The organism is Variovorax sp. W2I14, from assembly GCF_050435205.1.
GTDB lineage: Bacteria > Pseudomonadota > Gammaproteobacteria > Burkholderiales > Burkholderiaceae_C > Variovorax > Variovorax paradoxus_C.
The window spans coordinates 945,903-970,876 of the sequence record NZ_JBNDJX010000001.1 but is presented as its reverse complement, the minus strand read 5'-3'; the positions used below and the strand labels follow the sequence as shown (position 1 = coordinate 970,876).

Below are 24,974 nucleotides of genomic sequence, written 5' to 3'. Positions count from 1 at the left end.
AGGAAATCAACGCATGAATAAAACCCGTCTTCTCATCGCCCGCGCCGTGCTCGCGCTCGGCTTCGTCGCCGTCGGCGCGACCGCACAGGCTGCCAACGACTTGCCCGGCAAGGGCGTCACCGTGCAGCCCCTCAAGAGCTCGCTCGCCGAAGAGGCTTTCCAGACGCTGCTCGTGATGCGCGCGCTCGAAAAGCTCGGCTACACCGTCGAGCCCATGAAGGACCTGGAGCCCGCCACCGAGCACCTGGCGATTGCCAATGGCGATGCCACCTTCATGGCCAATCACTGGAGCCTGCTGCACGCCGACTTCTACAAGAACAGCGGCGGCGACGCGAAGCTCTCGCGCACCGGCGTGTACTCGGACGGCGCGGTGCAGGGCTACCTCATCGACCGCAAGACGGCCGAGCAATACAACATCACCAACATCGCGCAACTGAAGGACCCGGCGATCGCCAAGCTCTTCGACGCGGACGGCGATGGCAAGGCCGACCTCACGGGCTGCAACCCCGGCTGGGGGTGCGAGCTGGCCATCGAGAACCACCTGACGGCCTACAAGCTGCGCGACACCGTCACTCACAAGCAAGGCAGCTACGCCGCGCTGATGGCCGACACGATTGCCCGCTTCAAGCAGGACAAGCCGATCCTCTACTACACGTGGACGCCGTACTGGGTCAGCGCCGTGCTGCGGCCCGGTTCGGACGTGGTGTGGCTGCAGGTGCCGTTCTCGTCCTCGCAGGAAGGCCAGACCGACACCCAACTGCCCAACGGCAAGAACTACGGCTTCCGGGCGAACCGGGAGCAGATCGTCGCGAACAAGGCCTTCGTCGAGAAGAACCCGGCGGCGGGCAAGCTGTTCGAGGTGATGAAGCTGCCCATCGGCGACATCAACGCCCAGAACCTGCGCATGAGCCAGGGCGCAAATACGCAGCAGGACGTGGAGCGGCATGCGGATGGGTGGATCCGGGTGCACCAGCAACTCTTCGACGGCTGGATCGCCGAGGCGCGGGCTGCTGCGAGGTAGCACGGCAGCCCCGGGGCGGCGGCTGAGATAATCCGGGGGCGTTTTCCCGTGTTTCCTCCTACAAAAAGCCCCCCACCATGACGACCACGATCCAGCAGGCCGACCTGATCGAATCGATCAGCGCCGCGCTGCAGTACATCAGCTACTACCACCCCGCCGACTACATCGCCCACCTGGCCCGCGCCTACGAGCGCGAACAGAGCCCCGCTGCCAAGGACGCCATCGCGCAGATCCTCACCAACAGCAAGATGAGCGCCACGGGCCACCGCCCGATCTGCCAGGACACCGGCATCGTCAACGTGTTCCTCAAGGTGGGCATGGACGTGCGCTGGGGCGGCTTCACCGGCAGCCTGGACGACGCCATCAACGAAGGCGTGCGCCGCGGCTACAACCACCCCGACAACACGCTGCGCGCCTCGGTCGTGGCCGATCCGCAGTTCGACCGCAAGAACACCAAGGACAACACGCCCGCGGTGATCTTCACCGAGATCGTTCCGGGCAACACCGTCGAAGTGACGGTCGCGGCCAAGGGCGGCGGCAGCGAGAACAAGAGCAAGCTCGTGATGCTGAACCCCGGCGACAGCGTGGTCGACTGGGTGCTCAAGACCGTGCCCACCATGGGCGCCGGCTGGTGTCCGCCGGGCATGCTGGGCATCGGCATCGGCGGCACCGCCGAGAAGGCCGCGCTCATGGCCAAGGAAAGCCTGATGGACGACCTGGACATGCACGAGCTGCAGGCCAAGAAGGCCTCGGGCGCCGAACTCAGCAAGGTCGAGGCGCTGCGCATCGAGCTGTACGAGAAAGTCAATGCGCTCGGTATCGGCGCGCAGGGCCTGGGCGGCCTGGCCACCGTGCTGGACATCAAGATCAAGATGTACCCGACCCACGCTGCGAGCAAGCCCGTGGCGATGATCCCCAACTGCGCGGCCACCCGCCATGCGCACTTCGTGATGGACGGCAGCGGCGCGGTGTACCTCGATCCGCCGTCGCTGGACCTCTGGCCCGACGTGAACTGGGCGCCCGACGAAAAGAAGAGCAAGCGCGTGAACCTCGACAAGCTCACGCCCGCCGAAGTGGCGAGCTGGAAGCCCGGCGACACGATCCTGCTGAACGGCAAGATGCTCACCGGCCGCGACGCCGCGCACAAGCGTATCCAGGACATGCTGGCCAAGGGCGAGAAGCTGCCGGTCGATTTCACCAACCGCGTCATCTACTACGTTGGCCCGGTCGATCCGGTCGGCGACGAAGCCGTGGGCCCCGCCGGCCCGACCACCGCCACGCGCATGGACGGCTTCACCGAGATGATGCTGGCCCAGACCGGCCTGATCGCGATGATCGGCAAGGCCGAGCGCGGCCCGGTCGCCATCGAGGCGATCAAGAAGCACAAGAGCGCCTACCTCATGGCCGTGGGCGGCGCCGCCTACCTGGTGAGCAAGGCGATCAAGACCGCGAAGGTCGTGGGCTTCGAGGACCTGGGCATGGAAGCCATCTATGAATTCGACGTGGTCGACATGCCGGTGACGGTGGCAGTCGATGCGGGCGGCACCAGCGCGCACATCACCGGCCCGGCCGAGTGGCAGAAGCGCATCGCCAGCGGCGAGTTCAAGACCATCATGATGGAAGAGGCCTGAGGCCTTGAAACCGGTCGGAGTGTTCGACAGCGGCGTGGGCGGGCTCAGCGTGCTTGCCGCGCTGCGCGCCGAATTGCCGCGCGAGCGCTTCGTGTATTTCTCGGACGCGGCCTATGCGCCCTATGGCGAGCGCGGCGATGACTATGTGATCGAGCGCTCGCGCAAGGTGACCGAACAACTGATCGCCGAGCACGGCATCAAGGCGCTGGTGGTGGCCTGCAATACGGCCACGACGGCGGCGATCCATCTGCTGCGCGCCGAGCATCCGGCGCTGCCCATCGTGGGCCTGGAACCGGCGCTCAAGCCCGCTGTGGCGACGAGCCGCACCGGCCACATCTCGGTGATGGCCACGCGCGGAACGCTGGCCAGCGCCAAATACGCGGCCCTGCGCGATTCGTTTGCCGGCTCGGCCACGGTTCGCGCCGTACCCTGTGACGGGCTAGTGAAAGCCATCGAAGGTTTCGACACCGAGGCCATCGCGACGCTCTGTGCGCGCTATATGGCGGAGGCCGGTCCTTTTGGCGATGCGGCCGGCGATGTCGACACGGTCGTGCTCGGCTGCACGCACTACCCGCTCGTCAAAGACCTGTTGCAACGTCACGCACCGGCCACGCTCCGCTTCATCGACACCGGCGCACCGGTTGCGCAGCAGACGCGGCGCGTGCTGGCCTCCATCGGCCGCCTCTCGGACGGCGAAGGCGGGCTGATCCTCCAGAGCAGCGGTGACCAGTCCGAGCTCGAAGTGGCCGCCGCACGCTGGCTGCAAATCTCGCCGCAAGGTACAACGGCGACCTCCGCCTGAAATCATCGCCGTCATGCGTCTCTTCCTGCGCCACGCCCTGCTCCTGCTGTGCCTTTCTGCCGCGGGCTTGAGCCACGCCGCCTGCGAGAGCGGCCTCGCCGAGCGCATGCACGCCAAGCTCTACCCCAAGCGCCCGCTCGACGAGCGGCTCGCGGCCTGCAAGGTGTGGCCGGCGTTCCCCGGCCGCAGCATCGTGGTGCTGCCGATGCCGCGCGAGACCACCGACAAGGGCGCCAAGGTCTTCGACCTCGAGGTGCTGCTGATCCAGCGGCCCGACAACGGCAACACCGAGCGCGACACCGTCATCGGCCGCCTCCTGCAGCCCGAGGCGCTCGACGAGGACGCCACCACCGCGATCCAGGACATCCGCATCGACACCTCGCGCTACGTGCTTGCCTCCGACGCACGCGCCTTCGGCGTGCGTGTGCGCTACCGCGGCAGCAGCGCACCGTCGAGCCCGCTGGCCAGCGAGACGGTGCGCCTCTACGTGCAGCACGGCAGCAAGCTGCGCGAGGTGCTGCAGGAGATCGAGCTCGACCACGACAACGGCGGATGGGATTCGACCTGCACCGGCCACTTCGAGAAGCTGCGCACCATGCTCTCGGTGGGCAAGTCGACGAGCAATGGCTTTGCCGACCTGCAGCTCTCGCGCACCCTCGTTCAGAGCCATGCGCAGGAGCAGGAAGACCAGGGCTGCATCGAGAAGACGCTGCCCGCGAAGTTCAGCACGGTGACGCTGCGCTACGACGGCGAACGGTTCAAGGTGCCGAAGTCGCTGCTGCAGCAACAGCCCTGACGGGACCCTGAACGGCGGTGCATTTTCACGGCACCGTCACACGAAAGTACCAGCATGCGCGGTTTGTCCAGAACAACAACCGCGCACCATGAACTCTGTCTCCGCCTCCCGCATTCCCTTCAAGCCCATGCTGCTCGCCAGTGCCCTCGCTCTCGTACTGGCCGCATGCGGCGGCGGTAGCGACGGAGGCGGCATTGCCTTTCCGCTGACCGGTGTCGCGCCTCCGCCCGCCGCCCAGCCACCCGTGGCACCGCCGGCGGCAGCCGAGCCGGACCAGCTGGTCTCGAAGGCGACGTTCACGCCCAATGCCGGCACCACCGAGGGCTCATCGGACGCCTCGACCGCCTTCGCCCTGCCCGACAACTTCATGATCGTGGCCGACGACGAGGCCAATGTGCTGCGCGTGTACCCGCGCGCCGGCGGCGCCGCGGTGAAGGAATGGAGCTACGAACTCGACGGACCGAAGCTGGGCAAGGAGCTCGACCTCGAAGCCGGCGTGCGGATCGGCGACACGCTGTACCTCACCGGCTCCAACAGCAACAAGAAGGACGGCGGCGATGCGCCCGACCGCTCGCACCTCTTCGCGGTGAAGGTGATCGGCACCGGCGCTGCAACCGCCTTCAGCTATGTCGGCCAGTTCTCGTCGCTCGAGGCGCAACTGGTGGCCTGGGACGCCGCCAACAGCCATGGCCTGGGCGCCAACCACTTCGGCTTTGCCATGTCGGCGGGCGCCGGCATCGTGCCCGAGCGGGTCGATGGCTTCTCGGTCGAGGGCATGACCAGCGCGCCGGGCGACAGCGCCCTGTGGCTCGGCTTCCGCGCCCCGCAGACCGGCCCTTCGACGCGCGCCAAGGCGCTGATCGTGCCGGTGCAGAACTACGCCGCGCTGGTGGGCGGCACAGCCACGCAGGCCGCGTTCGGCGCGCCCATCGAACTGGAACTCGGCGGCCGCGGCATCCGTTCGATCGACAAGGGCTCGGACGGCAACTACCTGATCGTCGCCGGCCCGGCAGGTGCCACGAGCGCGGACGTGGACCGCAACTTCGCGCTCTTCTCGTGGAACGGCAATCCGGGCTCGGCGCCTGTCGAGCTGTCGAACGACCTGGACAAGCTGCGCAAGGAAACTGGCGGCAGCTTCGAGTCGACCGTCGAGGTCCCCGGCCCGGTGAAGGCAGGCACGCACGTGCAACTGCTGCTGGACAACGGCGACACGGTATGGCCCGGCCAGACCAAGGCGTCGAAGGACCTCGACGCGGCCGACCAGAAGTTCGACGGCTACGTCGTTCGCCTGGGTCAACCATGGGTCGACACGGCTGGCCCGGTGCTGAAGACCGCTTCGCCCGCCGCGGGCCGCATGGGCGTCAACTTCGACACGTCGATCGTGCTGTCCTTCAACGAAGCGATCCGCCTTGGCGCGGGCAATATCGTGCTGCACAAGGCCGACGGCAGCGTCGTCGAGACCTTCAACGCCGCCAGTCCGGCCGCGCGCATGCAACTGGCATTCAACGTGCTGACGATCGTGCCGACCACCAAGCTCACGGCCGACACGGGCTACTACGTGACGGTGGACGCCAACGCCATCACCGATCCCGTCGGCAACGCCTTTGCAGGCATCGCCGATGCAACGAAGCTGAACTTCATGACGGCCGGCGCGCCAACGCCGCTGGTCGCTGGCGACCTGCTGTTCATGGCAGGCAATGCGGAGGCGCCGGATGCCTATGCCTTCGTGCTGCTCAAGGCCGTTAACGGCGGCACGCAAGTGATGTTCACCGACCGCGACCGCGGCAAGGATGGCGTGCTCGAGTTCACCGGCATCACGAACGAAACAGCCTTCGTCTGGACCGCCGACCAGAACCTGCCCGCCGGCAGCATCGTGACCATCCAGACCGACGTGACGGGCAACCCGATCGCCGACAAGGGCACCACGCTGGGGTCCCCGGGCGGCATCGGGAAGTCGGAGACCATCTACGCCTTCACCGGAGGCACCATCGAGAACCTGGCGCCCGGCAAGGCCGGCAAGATCACGGCGGTCGGCAGCTTCCTTGCGAGCCTCACGCTTGGCGGCGCCGCCGGCACCATTCCCGATGCGATCACGACGGCGGGCACGGGCTTTTCATTCACCGCGTCGCCGGCCAACCAGACCAACGCGATCTACAACGGACCGCTGGACCGTTCGAACCTGGCCTTGTTCGCAGCGCGTGTGAAAGACCCCGCCAACTGGACCGTGCGCTACGCGCCGGCGGTCGGCTGGCCGCTGACCAACAACAGCCTGTTCGGCGACAAGCTGCCCTGATTTCTACGGAGTGCGCAGCGCAGCCTCGCGGCCGCGCCGCATGTCGATCGGCAGCAGCAACAGCAACCCCGCCACGAACAGCACCGCGGTCGAGAGAATCGCGATGCGCTGGTTGCCGCCCGTGGCCCAGGTGATCGCGCCGAAGCTCAGCGGGCCGATGATGCTGGCCAGCCGGGTCGCGAAAGTCCAGAGCCCGAAGAACTCCGCCAGTTGCTGCGGCGGCGCGAGGTAGCCGGTCATCGCGCGGCCGGCGGACTGGCTCGAGCCCATCGCGAGCCCTGCGATGGCGGCGGCCCACCAGAAGCCGCCTTTGGTGGTCACCACGGCGGCGATCACGCAGACCGCGATCCACGCCACCAGCGTGACCGCCAGCGAGACCTTGTGGCCGAGGCGATCCTGGATGTAGCCGAACGAGAAAGCGCCGATGGCGGCGGCGACGTTGAGCACGAAGATCAGCACCATCGTCTCGCTCGCCACGAAGCCGATCACCTGTTCGGCGTAGATCGCCGCGAGCGTGATGGCGACCGCCACGCCGCCCTGGTAGCAGACGGTGCAGACCAGCAGCCACATGAAGTCGCGATAGGCGCGTGCCCGCTTGTAGGTGGCCCGCAATTGCTGCCACGCGCCAAGTTCGCCGCCTGCGGTTTTCGGCTGCGCACGCTCGGGCAAGAGCGCGAAGGTGGCGCAAGCCGCACCGCCATAGATGGCAGCCGTGATCAGCATCGTGACCGGCACGAAATGCGAAGCCGGCAATCCCCTCGCCTGCGACCACAGCACGTAGGCCAGGCAGATGCCGAGCGCGAGCATGCCGCCGACATAACCGAAGCTCCAGCCCCATCCGCTCACCTTGCCCATGCCTTCGGGCGTTGCCAGCTCAGGCAGGAAGGCGCCCGTGAGGGACTCGCCGTAGGAATAGAAGGCGTTCGAGACGATCACCAGCAACATGGCCATTGCAACGCCGCCCGAGGCGCCCGCAAAGCGCGGCGTGAGCGCCAGTGCGGCCGTGGCCACTACGCAGCCTGTGGTGGCGATGACCAACACCCGTTTCTTGGCACCGCGCAGGTCGGCCCAGGCGCCGATGGCGGGCATCGTGAGCATCACGATGGCGTAGGAGATGCTGAGTGCGGCGGTCCAGGCAAAGGCGGCCCAAGGCGCGCCCTTGGCGATGCCGCCCACGAAGTAGGCGGCGAACACGGCGGTGATGACGACCGTCGTGTAGCCCGAGTTCGCGAAGTCGTACATCGCCCAACCGAAGACCTCGCGCTTGCGCACGCCGGGGCGCAGCGCGGAGGCGGGAAACAGGGCCATGCGGCCTTGCGCTGGGCGAGTGGTTGCGGGTTGTTAGTGCAGGTGGCGCGGACGGCGACCGCCGCCGTGGCCACCGCCGCTTCCGCCGCTGCCCGGACCACCCGTGCCGCGCGGACGCTTGCCGATTTCGAGCGAGTTCACGAGCGCATCGAAACGGTCGCTGAAGAGGCGATCGATCTCGGAGACCACGCCACCCAGTTCGGCGCCGTCGAAATGGCGCTCCATGAGGTTGACGACGTCTTCCACCAGCAGGTCGCGTTGCACCTGCATGATCGCGGCCGGGTTGGGACCGACGAACAGCATCAGGAAATCGTCGCGGGATTCTTCGTCGGGGTCGCCTTCTTCCTCGTCGAAGTCGGTGTCGTAGAAGGTGACTTCGATCGCAGCGCCGCGGTCCGAGAGTTCGTTCAGGCCCATGCACATCTCGTCGAGTGCCTGGCGGAAGTCTTCGTCACCGGGGACGGTCCAGCAGATCTGCAGCGTGTGGTCCTTCTGCTCGAAGCGGATGCCGGGTTCTTCTTCGTAGGTGCTGGTGGCGCCGTCGGCCAGCGACTTGGCGCCTGCATATTTCCAGAGCGGCTTGAGCGCTTCCTGGATCTGCTCGAAGCTCACGTCCGAACGCAATGACACGTCGCCATGCACATGGATCTCAAATGGAGCGTTGTAGCGAGGCATCGAATGCTCCTTTTTTAAGTTTGGTACCCGGAACGGGGGTCGAACCCGTATGCCCCGATCAAGGAAGCGGCGGATTTTAAGTCCGATGTGTCTACCAATTTCACCATCCGGGCGTCAGGTTGGACATCGACGATAACCCAAACGAAACAAGCCCCGGCAACGATGGTTGGCGGGGCTTGTTTGTCTGATCGAATCGTGTCTAACGAGAAGGTGGAGGCGCGACCCGGAGTCGAACCGGGCTAGACGGATTTGCAATCCGTTGCATAACCGCTTTGCTATCGCGCCACGCAGAAAAACGAATTCGAACTTGCGAAAAAAAGGGAAGCATTTGCTTCCCTTTTTCAAAACTGGAGCGGGAAAAGAGTCTCGAACTCTCGACCTCAACCTTGGCAAGGTTGCGCTCTACCAACTGAGCTATTCCCGCGTTTCGAGCCTCGAATTATATACCAGTTTTTCGAGGCCTGGCAAATTCACGCCTTCAATGTTTGATCGAACCCTCGGCGGCCGGGGTGCCCGCACGCTGCTTGGCCAACTCGGCCACAGCGGCAGCCGAAGCAGCCACCTCTTCGTCGGACAGCGGCTCCGGCATCTTCTCGAGCGCGATCTCCAGGACCTTGTCGATCCATTTCACGGGCACGATCTCGAGACCGTTCTTCACGTTCTCGGGAATGTCCTGCAGGTCCTTGGCGTTCTCTTCGGGGATCAGCACGGTCTTGATGCCACCGCGCAATGCGGCCAGCAGCTTTTCCTTCAGTCCGCCGATGGCCGTGACCTCGCCGCGCAGCGTGATTTCGCCGGTCATCGCAACGTCGCTGCGCACGGGAATGCCCGTGAGCGCCGACACGAAGGCCGTCGTCATCGCCGCGCCCGCGCTCGGGCCGTCCTTGGGCGTCGCGCCATCGGGCACGTGGATATGGATGTCGCGCTTCTCGAACATCTCGTCCTTGATGCCGAGGCGGCGCGATCGGCTGCGCACCACCGTGCGTGCAGCCTCCACCGATTCCTTCATCACGTCACCCAGCGAACCCGTGCGGCTGATCACGCCCTTGCCGGGCATGGTGACCGCCTCGATCGTCAGCAGATCGCCGCCGACTTCGGTCCACGCGAGACCCACCACCTGGCCGACCTGGTTCTGCTTTTCGGCCAAGCCGAAGCTGTACTTGCGCACGCCGAGGAACTCGTTGAGGTTCGATCCATCGACCGTCACCTTCGGCGTGAGCTGCTTCAGCAGCAGGCCCTTCACCACCTTGCGGCAGATCTTCGAGAGCTCACGTTCCAGCGAACGCACGCCAGCTTCACGCGTGTAGTAGCGCACGATGTCGCGCACGGCCTCTTCGGTGACCGCAAGCTCCTCGTCCTTCACGCCGTTGTTCTTCATCTGCTTGGGCAGCAGGTACTTGATCGCGATGTTGGTCTTCTCGTCCTCGGTGTAGCCCGAGAGGCGGATGACTTCCATGCGGTCCAGCAGCGCCGGCGGGATGTTCATCGAATTCGAGGTGGCGACGAACATCACGTCGCTCAGGTCGAAGTCGACTTCCACGTAGTGGTCGCCGAAGGTGTGGTTCTGTTCGGGGTCGAGCACTTCGAGCAGCGCGCTCGACGGGTCGCCGCGGAAGTCGGTGCCCAGCTTGTCGATTTCGTCGAGCAGGAACAGCGGATTGCGCGTGCCGATCTTGCTCAGCCCCTGCAGCACCTTGCCCGGCAGCGCGCCGATGTAGGTGCGGCGATGGCCGCGGATTTCGGCTTCGTCACGCATGCCGCCCAGCGCCATGCGCGTGTACTTGCGGCCGGTCGCCTTGGCGATCGACTGCCCCAGCGAGGTCTTGCCGACGCCCGGTGGGCCCACGAGGCACAGGATGGGTGCCTTCACCTTGTCGACGCGTTGTTGAACCGCGAGATATTCAAGGATGCGGTCCTTGACCTTCTCGAGGCCGTAATGGTCGGCATTGAGCACGGCCTCGGCATTCGCAAGGTCGTGCTTGATCTTGGTCTTCTTGCTCCACGGCAGGCCGATGAGCACGTCGATGTAGTTGCGCACCACGGTGGCCTCGGCCGACATGGGCGACATCAGCTTGAGCTTCTTGAGTTCGCCTTCGGCCTTCTTGAGGCCCTCCTTGGACATCTTGGCGAGCTTGATCTTCTTCTCGATCTCCTCGATGTCCGCGCCCTCTTCGCCTTCGCCGAGCTCCTTCTGGATGGCCTTGACCTGCTCGTTGAGATAGAAGTCGCGCTGGTTCTTCTCCATCTGGCGCTTCACGCGGCCGCGGATCTTCTTGTCGACGTTGAGGATGTCGACCTCGCGCTCGAGCTGACCGAACAGGTTCTCCAGGCGCGCCTTGACGTCGTCCAGGTCGAGCACGGCCTGCTTGTTGTCGAGCTTGAGCGGCAGGTGCGCGGCGATGGTGTCGGCCAGGCGGCCGGCATCGTCGATGCTCGAGATCGAGGTCAGGATCTCGGGCGGGATCTTCTTGTTCAGCTTGACGTACTGGTCGAACTGCTGCATCACGGCACGGCGCAGGGCCTCGACCTCGGTGCCCTTCTCGCCGCCTTCGAGCGCCTCGACGGGCGTCACGTTGGCAGTGAAGTGCGTTTCGCCGTCATCGATGCGGTTCACGCGTGCGCGCTGCTGGCCTTCGACAAGCACCTTCACCGTGCCGTCGGGCAGCTTGAGCATCTGCAGAATGGTCGAGACGCAGCCGACCTCGAACATGTCCTCGACGGAGGGCTCATCCTTGGCAGCAGCCTTCTGGGCCACCAGCATGATGCGGCGCTCGGCCTCCATGGCCAGTTCGAGCGCCTTGATGCTCTTGGGGCGACCCACAAAGAGCGGGATCACCATGTGGGGAAACACCACGACGTCGCGCAGCGGCAGCAGCGGCAGGTCGAGTGCTTCGGGAGGCAGGGGGGTATGACCAGACATGCGAAATCCTTTACGCCTTCTTCGCTGCTTCGCGGTAGACGAGCAGCGGTGGCTTGTTTTCGTCGATGGTCGATTCCTCAACCACCACCTTGTCGACATTGGTCGCGTTCGGCAATTCGAACATGGTGTCGATCAGCGACTGTTCAAGGATCGAGCGCAGCCCGCGCGCACCGGTCTTGCGGGCCAGCGCCTTGCGTGCAATCGCCTTGAGCGCCGCCGGGCGAATCTCCAGGTCCACGCCTTCCATTTGAAGGAGCTTGGTGAATTGCTTGACCACCGCGTTCTTTGGCTCGGTCAGGATCTGGACCAGCGCGTCCTCGGAGAGTTCCGCGAGCGATGCGACCACGGGCATGCGGCCCACGAGCTCGGGGATCAGGCCGAACTTGATCAGGTCTTCGGGTTCGACTTCGCGGAACACCTCGGTGATGCTGCGCTGCGCCTTGCTCTTGACCGTCGCGCCAAAGCCGATACCCGAGGCCTCGGTGCGGTTTTCGATGACTTTCTCCAGGCCCGCGAAGGCGCCGCCGCAGATGAACAGGATGTTGGTCGTGTCGATCTGCAAGAAGTCCTGGTTCGGGTGCTTGCGCCCACCTTGGGGCGGCACGCTGGCCATGGTGCCTTCGATGAGCTTCAACAAAGCCTGCTGCACGCCCTCGCCCGACACGTCGCGCGTGATCGAGGGGTTGTCGGACTTGCGCGAGATCTTGTCGATTTCGTCGATGTAGACGATGCCGCGCTGGGCACGCTCGACTTCGTAGTTGCAGCTCTGCAGCAGCTTCTGGATGATGTTCTCGACGTCTTCGCCTACGTAGCCGGCTTCGGTCAGCGTGGTGGCGTCGGCCATTACAAAAGGCACGTCGAGCATGCGCGCGAGCGTTTGCGCGAGCAGCGTCTTGCCCGAGCCTGTGGGGCCGATCAAGAGGATGTTGCTCTTGCTGAGCTCGACGTCGTCGCCCTTGGCCTTTTCCTTGTGGCGCAGGCGCTTGTAGTGGTTGTAGACCGCCACCGACAACATGCGCTTGGCCGGCTCCTGGCCGATCACGTAGTTGTCGAGGTTGGTCTTGATCTCCAGCGGCGTGGGCAGGTCGCTGCGCGCTTCGCGCGCTTCTTCACCAGCCGGCAGCTCGTCGCGGATGATTTCGTTGCAGAGATCGATGCACTCGTCGCAGATGAAGACCGAAGGGCCCGCGATCAGCTTCTTGACCTCATGCTGGCTCTTGCCGCAGAACGAGCAATAAAGCGTTTTTTCGCTGGAGGAGCCTTTTTTTTCGGCCATGGACAGATGCCTCGTTACAGGGGTATGGACAATGATAACTAAACAAAAACGGCGTTTCCCGTGTGGAAAACGCCGTTTTTTGCCTTTTGCGCCACAGGGCGCCGGGCAGTTTTAACCGCGCTTGGCAACGACCTGGTCGACCAGACCATAGTCCTTGGCCTCATCGGCCGTGAGGAAATAGTCGCGCTCGGTGTCGGTCTTGACCTTTTCCAGCGGCTGGCCGGTGCGCTCGGCCAGAATGCGGTTCATCTGGTCCTTGGTGCGCAGGATGTCGCGCGCATGGATCTCGATGTCGGTCGCCTGGCCGCGTGCGCCGCCGAGCACCTGGTGGATCATGACCTTCGAATTGGGCAGCGAGAAACGCTTGCCCTTCTCGCCGGCCGCCAGCAGGAAGGCGCCCATGCTGGCCGCGAAGCCCAGGCACATGGTCGACACGTCGGGCTTGATGAACTGCATGGTGTCGTAGATCGCCATGCCGGCGCTCACGCTGCCGCCCGGGGAGTTGATGTAGAAGGAAATGTCCTTCTCCGGGTTCTCGCTCTCCAGGAACAGCAGCTGGGCCACCACGAGGTTGGCGGTCTGGTCGTTGACCTCGCCCACCAGGAACACGATGCGCTCCTTCAGGAGGCGCGAATAGATGTCATAGGACCGTTCGCCGCGGCCCGACTGCTCGACGACCATCGGAACCATGCCGAGGCCTTGAATTTCGTTTGCGATCATGAATTAGCTCTCCGGGAAGTGGAATCGTTCGCTGTGTATGAACTGTACGCCTGAGTGAAATGGGGCTCGTGCCGCAAAGCACAAGCCCCATTGGCGTTGCGGTCAGCGACGGGATCAGCCTTGTTGCTGCTGCGCCATCAGTTCGTCGAACGACACCGACTTTTCATTGACCTTGGCCTTGGCGAGCACGAAATCGGTCACGTTGTTCTCGATGACGACGGCTTCGACTTCCGCCAGGCGGTTGTTGTCGCTGAAGTACCAGCGCACCACGTCGGCCGGCTTTTCGTAGCTGGCGGCCAGCTCGTCGATGTGGGCCTTGATCTGCTCGGGCTTGGCCTGCAGGTTGTTGGCACGCACCAGTTCGGCGACCACGAGGCCCAGGCGCACGCGGCGCTCGGCTTGCGGGCGGAACACTTCCTCGGGAATCGGCGCCTTGTCGGCGTCCTTGATGCCGCGCTGCTTGAGTTCGGCGCGGGCGCCTTCGATCATGCGGCTGACTTCGGACTGCACACTGGCGTTCGGCAGGTCGAGTTCGGCGTTGGCAACCAGCGCGTCCATCACGGCGTTCTTGTTGCGGGCCAAGAGGCGGAACTTCACTTCACGCTCGAGGTTGCGCTTGATGTCGGCGCGCAGGCCCTCGACCGTGGCTTCGGCGATGCCGAGCGACTTGGCGAGCTGTTCGTTGACTTCGGGCAGGTGCGAGGCTTCGATCTTCTTCAGGGTGACCATGAAGTCGGCTTGCTTGCCGGCCACGTCCTTGCCGTGGTAATCGGCCGGGAACGACAGCGGGAAGGTGCGGCTGTCGCCGGACTTCATGCCGCGCACCGCGTCTTCGAATTCCTTGAGCATCTGGCCTTCGCCGACCACGAACTGGAAGTCTTCGGCCTTGCCGCCCTGGAAGGGCTCGCCGTCGATCTTGCCTTCGAAGTCGACGGTCACGCGGTCGTCGTCTTGCGCGACGGCGTCTTGGGCGCGCTGGGCGAAGGTGCGGCGTTGCTTGCGCAGGATGTCGAGCGTCTTGTCGATCGCGTCGTCGCCCACTTCGGCCGAGAGCTTCTCGACTTCAGCGCCGGACAGGTCGTTGATCTTGACTTCGGGGAACACTTCGAACACCGCGTCGAAGGCCAGCTCGCCTTCGGGCGACTCTTCCTTCTCGGTGATGCGGGGCTGGCCGGCCACGCGCAGCTTGGCTTCGTTGGCCGCTTGCGAGAAGGCTTCGCCGACCTTGTCGTTCATGACTTCGTAGTGCACCGAGTAACCATAGCGCTGGGCCACGACGTTCATCGGCACCTTGCCTGGGCGAAAGCCGTCCATCTTGACGGTGCGCGCGAGCTTCTTGAGGCGCGAATCGACTTCGTTCTGGATGGTGCCGACCGGCAGGGTCAGCGTGATCTTGCGTTCGAGCTTCTCGAGAGTTTCAACGTTCACGGTCATGGTGTCTTCCTTGTGAGGGGTGTGGCTGGTGCGCGGGGCCGGACTCGAACCGGCACGTTCTTGCGAACGTCAGGACCTAAACCTGGTGCGTCTACCAATTTCGCCACCCGCGCTATTGCCATTTTTCAGGTGAATGCAAAAGCGGACGGCCCTGGTGCAGCGGATACCGGGGTACCCGCCTGCCCAAAGACCGTCCGCCTGAAATCGGTCAACCGCGCATTTTAAGCGCAAGAATGGGGGCCTCCCGGCTATTCACTTCGTGTAATTCGCCACCTCCCGAGGAGGAGGCGCGGACCACCTTGGGGCGGCCCGGCGGCGTCCGCTACCCCGCTTTTGGCTCCCGCTTGACACGGAATGCGGCGGCATACATTGCCGGCAGTGCCAGCAGGGTCAATACCGTCGCCACGATCAGCCCGCCCATGATGGCCACGGCCATTGGCCCCCAGAACACGCTGCGCGAGAGCGGAATCATTGCCAGCACAGCAGCCGCCGCCGTCAGCACGATGGGGCGCAGTCGCCGCACCGCCGACTCGACGATCGCGTCCCAGGCCGGCACGCCGGCACTCCGGTCGCTCTCGATCTGGTCGATCAGGATCACTGCGTTGCGCTGGATCATGCCCATGAGCGCGATCACGCCCAGCAGTGCCACGAAACCGAACGGCCGGTTCAGCAGCAGCAGCGCACCGGCCACGCCCGCAATGCCCATCGGCCCGGTGATGAACACCAGCAGCGAGCGGCTGAAGCTGTGCAGTTGCAGCATCAGCAGCGTGAACACCAGGAACAGCATGATCGGCACGCCCGCCACGATGGAGGCCGAGCCCTTGCTGCTTTCCTCGACCGCGCCCGCCACCTCGATGCGGTAGGCGCCCTGCCCGGCCGCATGCCAGCCGGCTTCTAGCTCGCGCAATTTGGGCATCAGCTGCTCGGTGACGGTCGCGCCCTGCAGGCCCTCGACCACCTCGCCCTGCACGGTGATCGCGTAGTCGCGGTTCTCGCGCCACATCACGCCGGGCTCCCAGGTGAACACCGGCCTGGCGATCTGCGTGAGCGGTATCGAGCGGCCCGAACTCGTCGGGATATAGGCATTGCCGATGTCCGAGATGGCCTCACGCTCGTCGGGCGACTGGCGCAGCACGATGTCGATCAGGAGGTCGTTCTCGCGGTACTGGCCCACGGTGGTGCCGCTGAACATGGTCCTAGAAGCCTGCGCGATCGCCTGGCTGGTCACGCCGAGCGCGCGCGCCTTGGCCTGGTCGATCTCTAGCCGAATCACCTTCACCGACTCGTTCCAGTTGTCGTTCACGCCGCGCATGTTGGCGTTCTCTCGCAGCACCGCCTTCACCTCGTCGGCGTGCGCGCGCAGTTGCGCAGGCTCGGTGCCGATCACGCGGAACTGCACCGGATAGGCCACCGGCGGCCCGTTGGGCAGCAGCTTGACGCGGCCACGCACCTCGGGGAATTCCTGTGCCAGCAACTGCGGCAGCTTCAGGCGCAGCGTCTCGCGCACCTTCAGGTCCTTGGCCAGCACGATGAGCTGCGACACGTTGGTCTGCGGGAACACCTGGTCCAGCGGCAGGTAGAAGCGCGGCACGCCCGAACCGATCCAGGTACTCACGGTCTTCACGCCCGCTTCCTGCATGAAGCGCTGCTCCACGCGCTTGGCCACTTCCTCGTTCGCCGCGAACGACGTGCCTTCCGGGAACCAGATGTCGACCAGGATCTCCGGCCGGCTCGAGTCCGGAAAGAACTGCTGCTGCACCTTGCCCATGCCCACGATGCCCAGCGCAAAGATCAGCACGGTCGCGCCGATGGTCATCCAGCGGTGCTCGACGCACCAGTTCACGGTGCGGCGGAAGGTGTTGTAGAAGGCCGAGTCGAAGAGCTCGTGCGGCGGCGCATCGGGATCGTGCGGCTTCACCTTCAGCAGCAGCGTGCCCAGGTACGGCACGAAGTACACCGACACGATCCACGACAGCACCAGCGCGATCACCGTCACCGCGAAGATCGCGAAGGTGTATTCCCCGGTCACCGACTTGGCCAGACCGATCGGCAGGAAACCAGCGGCGGTGATGAGCGTGCCCGTGAGCATCGGCTTGGCCGTCACGTCGTAGGCGAAGGTGGCGGCGCGGACCTTGTCGTAGCCCTCCTCCATCTTCCGCACCATCATCTCGACCGCGATGATCGCGTCGTCCACCAGGAGGCCGAGCGCGATGATCAGCGACCCCAGCGATATCTTGTGCAGCCCGATGCCGAAGTAATCCATTGCGAGGAAGGTCACGGCCAGCACCAGCGGAATGGTGATCGCCACCACCAGCCCCGGCCGCATGTCGATGTACCAGCCGAAGCGCCCGCCCTTGTGCAGGCCGAGCGCGATGATGCTCACGGCCAGCACGATGGCCACGGCCTCGATCAGCACGCCGACGAATTCGTTCACCGAACTGGCCACCGACACCGGCTGGTCCTGCACCTGCGCGAGCTTCACGCCGATGGGCAGGCGCTGGTCGATCTGCGCGGTCGCCACTTTCAGCGCCTTGCCGAGCGCGATGATGTCGCCGCCCTTGGCCATGGAGACGCCCAGCGCAATCACTTCCTTGCCCTGGTGGTGCACCTTGACGGCCGGCGGATCGATGTAGCCGCGGCGGATGTCCGCGATGTCGCCCAGCTTCAGCTGGTTGCCGGAGCTGCCGCGAATGGGCATGTCGCGCAGCTGGTCGACGCTGGTGAACTGGCCCGCCACGCGCACCTGCACCACATCCTGAGGCGACTGGATGGTGCCCGCGCTCTCGATCGCGTTCTGCGAGCCCAGCTGCGAGAGCACCGCGTTGAAGTCCAGGCCCAGCTGCGCGAGGCGCTTCTGCGAGATCTCGATGTAGACCTTCTCGTCCTGCACGCCGAACTGGTCGACCTTGGCCACGTCCTTCACCCGCAGCAGCTGCTGACGCACGTCGTCGGCGAGCGTCTTGAGTTCGGCATAGCTGAAGCCTTCGCTCTCCAGCGCGTAGATCACGCCATAGACATCGCCGAAATCGTCATTGAAGAACGGCCCCTGCACGCCCGCGGGCAGGGTGGCGCGCATGTCGCCGATCTTCTTTCGCACCGTGTACCAGACGTTGGCGACGTCGGCCGACTTGGAGGAGTCCTTGATGTTGAAGACGATCTGCGACTCGCCCGGCTTCGAGTAGCTGCGGATCTTGTCGGCGTACGGTGCCTCCTGCAGCGTGCGCTCGAGCTTGTCGGTGACCTGCTCGGCCACCTGCTGCGCGGTCGCTCCGGGCCAGTAGGTGCGCACCACCATCGCACGGAAGGTGAACGGCGGATCCTCGTCCTGGCCGAGCTGGAAGTACGCGAACGCGCCCAGCACCATCAGCACCACCATCAGGTAGCGCGTGAGCGGCGCATGGTCGAGCGCCCATTTGGAGAGATTGAAGCCGGCGGGCTTGGCGGCAGGCTTTTCGGCGTGCTTGTCGGAGGAGGTCGCTGCGCCTTCCGTCATTTGGCGGCACCTGCAGCGATCTCCTTCTTGCCGGCGGCGACAGGCTCCACGGCCTGCACCACATCCTTCCCATTGGCAGCGGCGGCCGCCGCCTCCTTGGACTGGTAGATGGTGACCTTCTGCCCCGGGGAGAGCACATGCACGCCCGCTGCCACGACCATCGTTCCGGGCGTGATGCCGCTGGCGATCACCGCCTCGTTGCCGTCGGCGGTGGCCACCTGCACGGGTTGCGAGCGCACCGTCATCGTCGATTTGTCGAGCACCCAGACGGCGGTCCCCTTGCCTTCCTGGCGCAGGGCGCTGGTGGGCAGCTTCATCACCGCGGTGCTGGTCTGGGCCAGTGCCTGCGGTCGGGCGTAGACCGTGGCGCCAAGCGGCGGCGCGGTGGCCGCGTCGATCGCGACCTTGACCGAATAGGTGCGGGTGACCGCGTCGGCGCTGGCGGCGACCTCACGCACCTGCCCCTGCAGTTCATTGCCGCCCGACCAGCCGCGCACCGTCACCGCGGAGCCTGGCTTGATGGCCTGGGCGCGGTCTTCCGGCACCGCGAACACCACGTCGCGCGCGCCGTCCTGGGCAATGCGAACGACCGGCGTGCCGGCCTGCACGACCTGGCCCGGTTCCGCCTCGATGGCGGTGATGACGCCCGCCACGTCGGCAACGAGGGTCGTGTAGTTCGCTTGATTGCCTTGCGAGGCAAGCTGGGCCTGTGCCTGCTCGAGTTGCGCCTGGGCCGCCTTCCAGGTGGTTTCGCGGCGCTCCAGTTCGGCGCCGCTGATGAAGTTCTGCTCGCGCAATTCGCGATAGCGCTTCAGATCGGCGGCCGCAAGGTCGCGGTTGGTCAGCGCCGCGGCCTGCTGGGCGCGGGCGGCGTCGGCGGCCAACCTGTAGTCCTGCGGATCGAGCTGCGCCAGCACCTGCCCGGCCTGCACATGCTGACCGAGATCGGCCTGGCGCTTGGTGATCTTGCCCGCCACGCGGAACCCGAGCCGCGATTCGACGCGGGCGCGGACCTCGGCCGAGAACTCGGGCTGGGCATCGAATTCACTGGTGCCGACGGTCACCAGCTTCACCGCTCGCACGGGCTCCTCGACCGCCGGCTTCGGCGAGCAGCCGGCCAGGAACAAGGAAGGAATCAGCAGCCACAAGGCGCTGCGCACACGGGGGGAAAAGGCGGAGGCGGTCATGAGACACCCAAGAAAGGACAAACCGGGTCTTTAATGACCCACCGGTTAGTAATCTAGGGTAAACGTTAAATACTGTCAATGACCCGCGGGTCAGTTGACTGGTACTTTCAGCCTCTCAGGTCCGCTGCCCCATCTCCACCAACCGGTTGTCGGGCAGCTCGAAGTAGTCCGACGCCCTCCCCGCATTGCGCTGCAGCCAGCCGAACAGCGCACGCCGCACCGGGTTCATGCCCGGCAGGTTCTCCTCGCCCACAGAGGCGCGCGAGACGAAATACGAAGTCTTCATCGAATCGATCGCCAGCGTCTTCTGGTAGGCCAGGATGCGGATGAACTCGGGCACATCGGGCCGCTCCATGAAGCCGTGGCGCGCGGTGACCACCCAGATGCCCTCCATCAACTGCTCCGCCTCGATGCGGATGCGGGCGTCGACGCGCGGCGTGTCGCAGGGCAGCACGCGCAGCAAGATCACCTGGTCGTGCAGCACCTGGTTGTGCTTGAGGTTGTGCAGCAGCGCATGCGGAACCGCCGTGGCATCGGGGTTCAGAAACACCGCGGTGCCGCTCACCCTGTGCGGCATGTGCCGCGCCAGCGATTCGATGAAGGGCCGCAGCGGCAGGCTTTCGGCGGCCGCGGCCTCCAGCCCGAGCCGCCGCCCCTTGGCCCAGGTGGTGAAGAGCACCATCACCACCGCCGCCACCGCCAGCGTGAGCCAGCCGCCGTCAGCCACCTTGAGGCTGTTGGCGATCACGAAAGTCAGGTCGACCACCGCGAAGGCCGCCACGGCCACCACCACCGCCACCTTGTTCCACTTCCACAGGCCCCAGGCGACGATGCCCGCAAGCAGCGTGGTCGTCACCATCGTGATCGACACCGCGATGCCGTACGCCGCCGACAACGCGCCCGAGCTGCGGAAGCCCAGCACCAGCAGCAGCACGCCCACCATCAAGAGCCAGTTCACCGCCGGCACGTAGATCTGCCCGATGGCCGAGCCCGAGGTCTGCACCACCCGCATGCGCGGCAGGTAGCCCATGCGCATCGCGTGCGCGGTGAGCGAGAAGGCACCCGAGATCACCGCCTGCGAGGCGATCACCGTGGCCATGGCCGCCAGCACCACCATCGGCAGCACGCCCCACGAGGGAAAGAGCCGGAAGAACGGGTTGTCGATGGCCGCCGGATTCGCCAGCACCAGCGCGCCCTGCCCGAAATAGTTGAGCACCAGCCCCGGCAGCGCGATGAAGATCCATGCGAGCCGGATCGGCTTGGCGCCGAAATGCCCCATGTCCGCATAGAGCGCCTCGCCGCCCGTGAACGCCAGGAACACCGCGCCCAGCACCGCGAGCGACTGCGCCCGGTGCTCGATCAGGAAGCCGAACGCACGCCGCGGATCGAGCGCCGCCAGCACCTGCGGCTGCTGCACCACCTGCCAGAGGCCCGCCGCGGCCAGCACGAGGAACCACAGCAGCATCACCGGCCCGAAGATCTTGCCGACCACGCCCGTGCCCTTCTTCTGCACCATGAAGAGCGCGACAAGGATGACGACCGTGATCGGGATCACCGCGCGCTGCAGCACCGGCGCCTGCACCTCCAGCCCCTCGACGGCCGAGAGCACCGAGATCGCCGGCGTGATGAGGCTGTCGCCATAGAACATGGCCGCGCCCACCAGACCCAGAAGGCCGATCGCGTTCCACACCCAGGGCTTGGTCTTCGGCCCGGCGACCGCGCTGCGCGCCAGCGCCTGCAGCGCAAGGATGCCGCCCTCGCCGTCGTGGTCGGCGCGCAGCACGAACACCACGTACTTCAGCGTCACCACGAACATCAGGCCCCAGAAGATCAGCGACAGCAGCCCCAATACCGAATCGGGCGTGAACGGCACGCCGTGCTCGGGATTCATCGTTTCCTTGAAGGCGTAGAGCGGCGAGGTGCCGATGTCGCCGAACACGACGCCGAGCGCGGCGATCATCAATCCGGGCCCCGCCGGATGCCCCGCTCCGCCTTGCGCTGGAATCTGGGCCGTGGAGGCCGGAGCCGGTGCGTTCATGGGGCGATCTGTTCGAAGTGGCAACGCACCGAGCATAGGGCCGGGACATCGCGTCGCGGACAATCGTGGCGTGTCCGCCACTCCCCACCTTGCCGCCCCGCCGGCACATTACGAAAACTTCCCGGTCGCCTCGTGGCTCTGCCCGCCGCATCTGCGACCGCCGATTGCCGCGATCTACCACTTCGCGCGCACCGCCGACGACATCGCCGACGAAGGCGACGCCTCGGCCGACCAGCGCCTGGACGAATTGCGCGCCTACCGGGACGAGCTCGCGGCCGCTGCGCAGGGCGAGGCGCTTGTCGACTCCCGCTGGCCGCACGTATTCGGCCCGCTGGCCCACAGCATCGCGCAATACGGCCTGCCCGAAGACCTGCTGACCGACCTGCTGAGCGCCTTCATGCAGGACATCGAGAAGACCCGCGACCACGGCACCTATGCCGACCGCGCGGAGCTGCTCGACTACTGCCGCCGCTCGGCCAACCCGGTCGGACGGCTGCTGCTGCATCTCTATGGCGTGCACGACGCACAGGCGCTGGCGCAGAGCGACGCCATCTGCAGCGCGCTGCAGCTCATCAACTTCTGGCAGGACCCGAGCGTGGACGTGCCGCGCGGACGCTTCTATTTCCCGCTGACCGACTGCGCCCGCCGCGGCCTCACGCGCGAGCACTTCAAGGTGTTCGAGCCGCTCTCGGCCGCGCCGCCGCCGCAGGAGGCCATCAACCTGGTGTCGGTCGTGTCGTTCTGGGCGCGCGAACTCATGGAAGAAGGCGCGCCGCTGGTGCACCGCTTGCCGGGCCGCGCCGGATGGGAACTGCGCCTCGTCGTGCAAGGAGGCCTCCGCATCCTCGACAAGATCACCGACCTGGGCTTCGACACCTTCTCCCAGCGCCCCACCATCGGCAAGGCCGATGCGCCCATCCTGCTCTGGAAAGCGCTGCGGATGCGGAGACAATGGCGCCCCATGAAAGCAGCGCCTCCCCGATGAATCCCGAGCAATACGTGCAAGACAAGGCGGCAGCCTCGGGCAGCAGTTTCTATTACGCCTTCCTGTTTCTGCCCAAGCCCCGGCGTGCCGCGATCACGGCGTTCTATGCCTTCTGCCGCGAGGTCGACGATGTGGTCGACGAAGTCAGCGACCCCGGCGTGGCCGCCACCAAGCTCGCCTGGTGGCGCACCGAGGTCGCGCAGTCCTTCGCGGGCACGCCCAGGCATCCGGTGATGCTGGCGCTGATGCCGCATGCCGCGGCCTACGGCATCGAGGCGCGCCAGTTGCACGAGGTGATCGACGGCTGCCAGATGGACCTGGACCAGACCCGCTATCTCGACTTCCCCGGCCTCGCGCGCTACTGCCACCTGGTGGCCGGCGTGGTGGGCGAAGTCGCGGCGCGCATCTTCGGGCAGACCGATCCGCAGACCACGGCCTACGCCCACAAGCTGGGCCTGGCGCTGCAGCTCACGAACATCCTGCGCGATGTGGGCGAAGACGCCCTGCGTGGCCGCATCTACCTGCCAGTCAACGAACTGCAGCAGTTCGACGTGAAGGCGCACGAGATCCTCAATCGCGTGCACTCGGAGCGGTTCGTGGCGCTCATGAAGTTCCAGGCCGAGCGCGCGCATGCCGCCTACGACGAAGCGCTCGCCCTGCTGCCGGTGGCCGACCGCCGCACGCAGAAGCCGGGCCTGATGATGGCCAGCATCTACCGCACGCTGCTGCGCGAGATCGAGAGCGACGACTTCCAGGTGCTGAACCAGCGCGTGAGCCTGACGCCGGTGCGCAAGTTCTGGCTCGCATGGAAAGTCCAGGCCTTGGGGCGGATTTGAAGATAGCCGTCATCGGCGCCGGCTGGGCCGGCCTCGCCGCTGCGGTCGAGGCCACGCGGCTCGGTCATGCGGTCACGCTGTTCGAGGCAGCGCCCATGCCGGGCGGACGGGCACGGCGCGTCGATCGCATGCACGGGATGGCGCTCGACAACGGCCAGCACATCCTGATCGGCGCCTACACGGCCACGCTGAAGCTGATGCGCGAGGTCGGTGTCGATGTCGAGAAGGCACTGCATCGCCTGCCGCTCTCCTTGCGATTCGCCGATGGCGGCGGGTTGAAGCTGCCGCGGCTGCCTGCGCCGCTCGATCTGCTGGCGGGCATCTTCACGGCGCGCGGCTGGACGTGGCGGGACAAGTCTTCGCTGCTGCGCACCGCCATCGGCTGGCGGCTTTCCGGATTCCGCTGCGCAAGCACCACCACGGTCGCCGACCTGTGCGCCGGCCTCTCGCCGCGTGTGATGCAGGAACTGATCGAGCCGCTGTGCGTGTCCGCACTCAACACGCCGGTGGCCCAGTCGAGCGGCGAAGTGTTCCTGCGCGTGCTGCGCGATGCGCTCTTCAGCGGCAGCGGCGGCGCCGACCTATTGCTGCCACGCGCAGACCTCGGCGCGCTCCTGCCGGATGCAGCGATCGCATGGCTGACGGAGCATGGCGCGACCGTGCGCATCGGCACACGCGTGCGGGCCATCGCACCCGACGCTGGCCAGTGGCGCGTCGACGACGAAGCCTTCGGCCAGGTCATCCTGGCCTGCGCCCCCTGGGACGCCGCGCGGCTCGTCCGCGCATCGGGCCTGCCGGCCGACCGCTGGTGCCAAACCACCGAGGCCTTGCGCTTCGAAGCCATCGCCACGGTCTACGTGCGCGGCGCCTCGAAGCTGGCAGAGCCGATGCTGGCCCTGCGCAGCGACCCGGCCACAGCACCCGCACAGTTCGTGTTCGACCGCGGCCAGCTCGGCGGCCCGGAGGGCGTGCTCGCGCTCGTCATCAGCGCCAACGAAGCATCGCGCGAAGTGCTGGAGCAGCAGGTGATCGCACAAGCGGCGACGCAATTGGCGCAGGCTTCGCTGGAGATCATCCAGACCGTCGTTGAAAAGCGTGCCACCTTCGCCTGCACACCCGCCCTCGCCCGGCCGCCGATGCGCATCGCGCCCGGCCTGCAGGCTTGCGGCGACTACATCGAAGGCCCCTACCCCGCCACGCTCGAAGGCGCGGTGCTCAGCGGATTGGCGGCAGCGCGGGCATCGACCACCTCATGACCGAACTGCGCTACCTCGACTTCGACTACAGCGAAGACACCGAAGGCCACGGCACCTTCGATGCCATGGCTTCGACTTCGCCGGAGAAAACACCCGAGGTGCATGCCGAGGTCGAACAAGTGCTCGCCTGGGCCGAAGCCACGTTTCCGGATGCGCGCGGCGCCTTGGACGAAGGCGCGGTCTGGGACTATGACCTGCAGGAAACGCGCGAAGACCCGCGCTTCACCACCATCACCTTCTCGATCAGCGGCACCGCCGACTTCTGCGCCGCGCTGCGCGAGCAATTCGCGCTCGACTGACTGA

General features: G+C 65.9%; 18 protein-coding genes and 4 tRNA genes. 9 read left to right on the top strand and 13 right to left on the bottom strand.

Annotated elements, in window-relative coordinates; genetic code table 11:
- The first annotated feature begins 13 nt into the window (after positions 1 to 13).
- The 5 genes from proX to QF040_RS04540 all read left to right on the top strand — a co-directional run bounded on the left by proX (position 14) and on the right by QF040_RS04540 (position 6,543).
- The gene (gene proX / locus QF040_RS04560) at positions 14 to 1,021 is read left to right on the top strand and encodes a glycine betaine/L-proline ABC transporter substrate-binding protein ProX (RefSeq protein WP_429610017.1); all 1,008 of its coding nucleotides are present in this window, start codon (positions 14 to 16) and stop codon (positions 1,019 to 1,021) included.
- A gap of 77 nt (positions 1,022 to 1,098) precedes the next feature.
- Positions 1,099 to 2,652, top strand: coding sequence for a fumarate hydratase (locus QF040_RS04555; protein ID WP_429610016.1), 1,554 nt, complete (start codon positions 1,099 to 1,101; stop codon positions 2,650 to 2,652).
- Positions 2,653 to 2,656: 4 nt separating this feature from the next.
- Positions 2,657 to 3,454: a glutamate racemase gene (murI, locus tag QF040_RS04550; RefSeq protein WP_429610015.1), complete on the top strand. Its 798-nt coding sequence runs from the start codon at positions 2,657 to 2,659 to the stop codon at positions 3,452 to 3,454.
- Positions 3,455 to 3,467: 13 nt separating this feature from the next.
- Positions 3,468 to 4,250 (top strand): hypothetical protein, encoded by a 783-nt coding sequence (locus tag QF040_RS04545; protein ID WP_429610014.1) that lies wholly within the window; start codon positions 3,468 to 3,470, stop codon positions 4,248 to 4,250.
- Between the two features lie 88 nt (positions 4,251 to 4,338).
- A complete protein-coding gene (locus tag QF040_RS04540) occupies positions 4,339 to 6,543 on the top strand; it encodes an Ig-like domain-containing protein (RefSeq protein ID WP_429610013.1) in 2,205 nt (734 codons plus the stop codon).
- Positions 6,544 to 6,546: 3 nt separating this feature from the next.
- Here QF040_RS04540 and QF040_RS04535 read toward each other — a convergent pair whose 3' ends face one another.
- The 13 genes from QF040_RS04535 to QF040_RS04475 all read right to left on the bottom strand — a co-directional run bounded on the left by QF040_RS04535 (position 6,547) and on the right by QF040_RS04475 (position 21,516).
- On the bottom strand, positions 6,547 to 7,851 hold the full coding sequence (locus tag QF040_RS04535; RefSeq protein ID WP_429610012.1) for an MFS transporter: 1,305 nt from the start codon (positions 7,849 to 7,851) through the stop codon (positions 6,547 to 6,549).
- Between the two features lie 33 nt (positions 7,852 to 7,884).
- A complete protein-coding gene (locus QF040_RS04530) occupies positions 7,885 to 8,526 on the bottom strand; it encodes a DUF6806 family protein (RefSeq protein ID WP_429610011.1) in 642 nt (213 codons plus the stop codon).
- Positions 8,527 to 8,547: 21 nt separating this feature from the next.
- A tRNA-Leu gene (locus tag QF040_RS04525) sits at positions 8,548 to 8,639 on the bottom strand.
- Positions 8,640 to 8,737: 98 nt separating this feature from the next.
- Positions 8,738 to 8,811: transfer RNA gene (locus tag QF040_RS04520), tRNA-Cys, on the bottom strand.
- A 63-nt stretch (positions 8,812 to 8,874) separates the two neighbouring features.
- Positions 8,875 to 8,950: transfer RNA gene (locus tag QF040_RS04515), tRNA-Gly, on the bottom strand.
- 54 nt (positions 8,951 to 9,004) lie between these two features.
- Positions 9,005 to 11,446: an endopeptidase La gene (gene lon / locus QF040_RS04510; RefSeq protein WP_307507629.1), complete on the bottom strand. Its 2,442-nt coding sequence runs from the start codon at positions 11,444 to 11,446 to the stop codon at positions 9,005 to 9,007.
- Positions 11,447 to 11,456: 10 nt separating this feature from the next.
- Positions 11,457 to 12,722 carry an ATP-dependent Clp protease ATP-binding subunit ClpX gene (gene clpX, locus QF040_RS04505; protein WP_013541833.1) on the bottom strand — a complete coding sequence of 422 codons (1,266 nt, stop codon included), beginning with the start codon at positions 12,720 to 12,722 and terminating at the stop codon, positions 11,457 to 11,459.
- A gap of 111 nt (positions 12,723 to 12,833) precedes the next feature.
- A complete protein-coding gene (clpP, locus tag QF040_RS04500) occupies positions 12,834 to 13,442 on the bottom strand; it encodes an ATP-dependent Clp endopeptidase proteolytic subunit ClpP (protein ID WP_013541834.1) in 609 nt (202 codons plus the stop codon).
- A 114-nt stretch (positions 13,443 to 13,556) separates the two neighbouring features.
- Positions 13,557 to 14,876: a trigger factor gene (tig, locus tag QF040_RS04495; protein WP_429610009.1), complete on the bottom strand. Its 1,320-nt coding sequence runs from the start codon at positions 14,874 to 14,876 to the stop codon at positions 13,557 to 13,559.
- A 26-nt stretch (positions 14,877 to 14,902) separates the two neighbouring features.
- A tRNA-Leu gene (locus tag QF040_RS04490) sits at positions 14,903 to 14,989 on the bottom strand.
- A 209-nt stretch (positions 14,990 to 15,198) separates the two neighbouring features.
- Positions 15,199 to 18,369, bottom strand: coding sequence for an efflux RND transporter permease subunit (locus QF040_RS04485; RefSeq protein ID WP_429610008.1), 3,171 nt, complete (start codon positions 18,367 to 18,369; stop codon positions 15,199 to 15,201).
- Entirely contained in the window at positions 18,366 to 19,556 is a 1,191-nt protein-coding gene (locus tag QF040_RS04480; RefSeq protein WP_429610007.1) for an efflux RND transporter periplasmic adaptor subunit, read from the bottom strand. Before QF040_RS04480 ends, QF040_RS04485 begins: the two co-directional genes overlap by 4 nt.
- A gap of 115 nt (positions 19,557 to 19,671) precedes the next feature.
- Positions 19,672 to 21,516, bottom strand: a complete 1,845-nt coding sequence (locus QF040_RS04475; protein WP_429614612.1) for a potassium transporter Kup — start codon at positions 21,514 to 21,516, stop codon at positions 19,672 to 19,674.
- A 148-nt stretch (positions 21,517 to 21,664) separates the two neighbouring features.
- Between QF040_RS04475 and hpnC the strand changes: the two genes are divergently transcribed.
- Genes hpnC through QF040_RS04455 form a run of 4 tightly spaced genes read left to right on the top strand, consistent with a single transcriptional unit; the run spans position 21,665 to position 24,970 of the window.
- Positions 21,665 to 22,579 carry a squalene synthase HpnC gene (hpnC, locus tag QF040_RS04470; protein WP_429610006.1) on the top strand — a complete coding sequence of 305 codons (915 nt, stop codon included), beginning with the start codon at positions 21,665 to 21,667 and terminating at the stop codon, positions 22,577 to 22,579.
- Positions 22,576 to 23,415, top strand: a complete 840-nt coding sequence (gene hpnD, locus QF040_RS04465) for a presqualene diphosphate synthase HpnD (protein ID WP_429610005.1) — start codon at positions 22,576 to 22,578, stop codon at positions 23,413 to 23,415. Before hpnC ends, hpnD begins: the two co-directional genes overlap by 4 nt.
- Positions 23,412 to 24,671, top strand: a complete 1,260-nt coding sequence (gene hpnE, locus QF040_RS04460; RefSeq protein ID WP_429610004.1) for a hydroxysqualene dehydroxylase HpnE — start codon at positions 23,412 to 23,414, stop codon at positions 24,669 to 24,671. The genes hpnD and hpnE overlap by 4 nt, the downstream gene beginning before the upstream one ends.
- A complete protein-coding gene (locus QF040_RS04455) occupies positions 24,668 to 24,970 on the top strand; it encodes a hypothetical protein (RefSeq protein ID WP_429610003.1) in 303 nt (100 codons plus the stop codon). Before hpnE ends, QF040_RS04455 begins: the two co-directional genes overlap by 4 nt.
- The last annotated feature ends 4 nt before the right edge of the window (positions 24,971 to 24,974 follow it).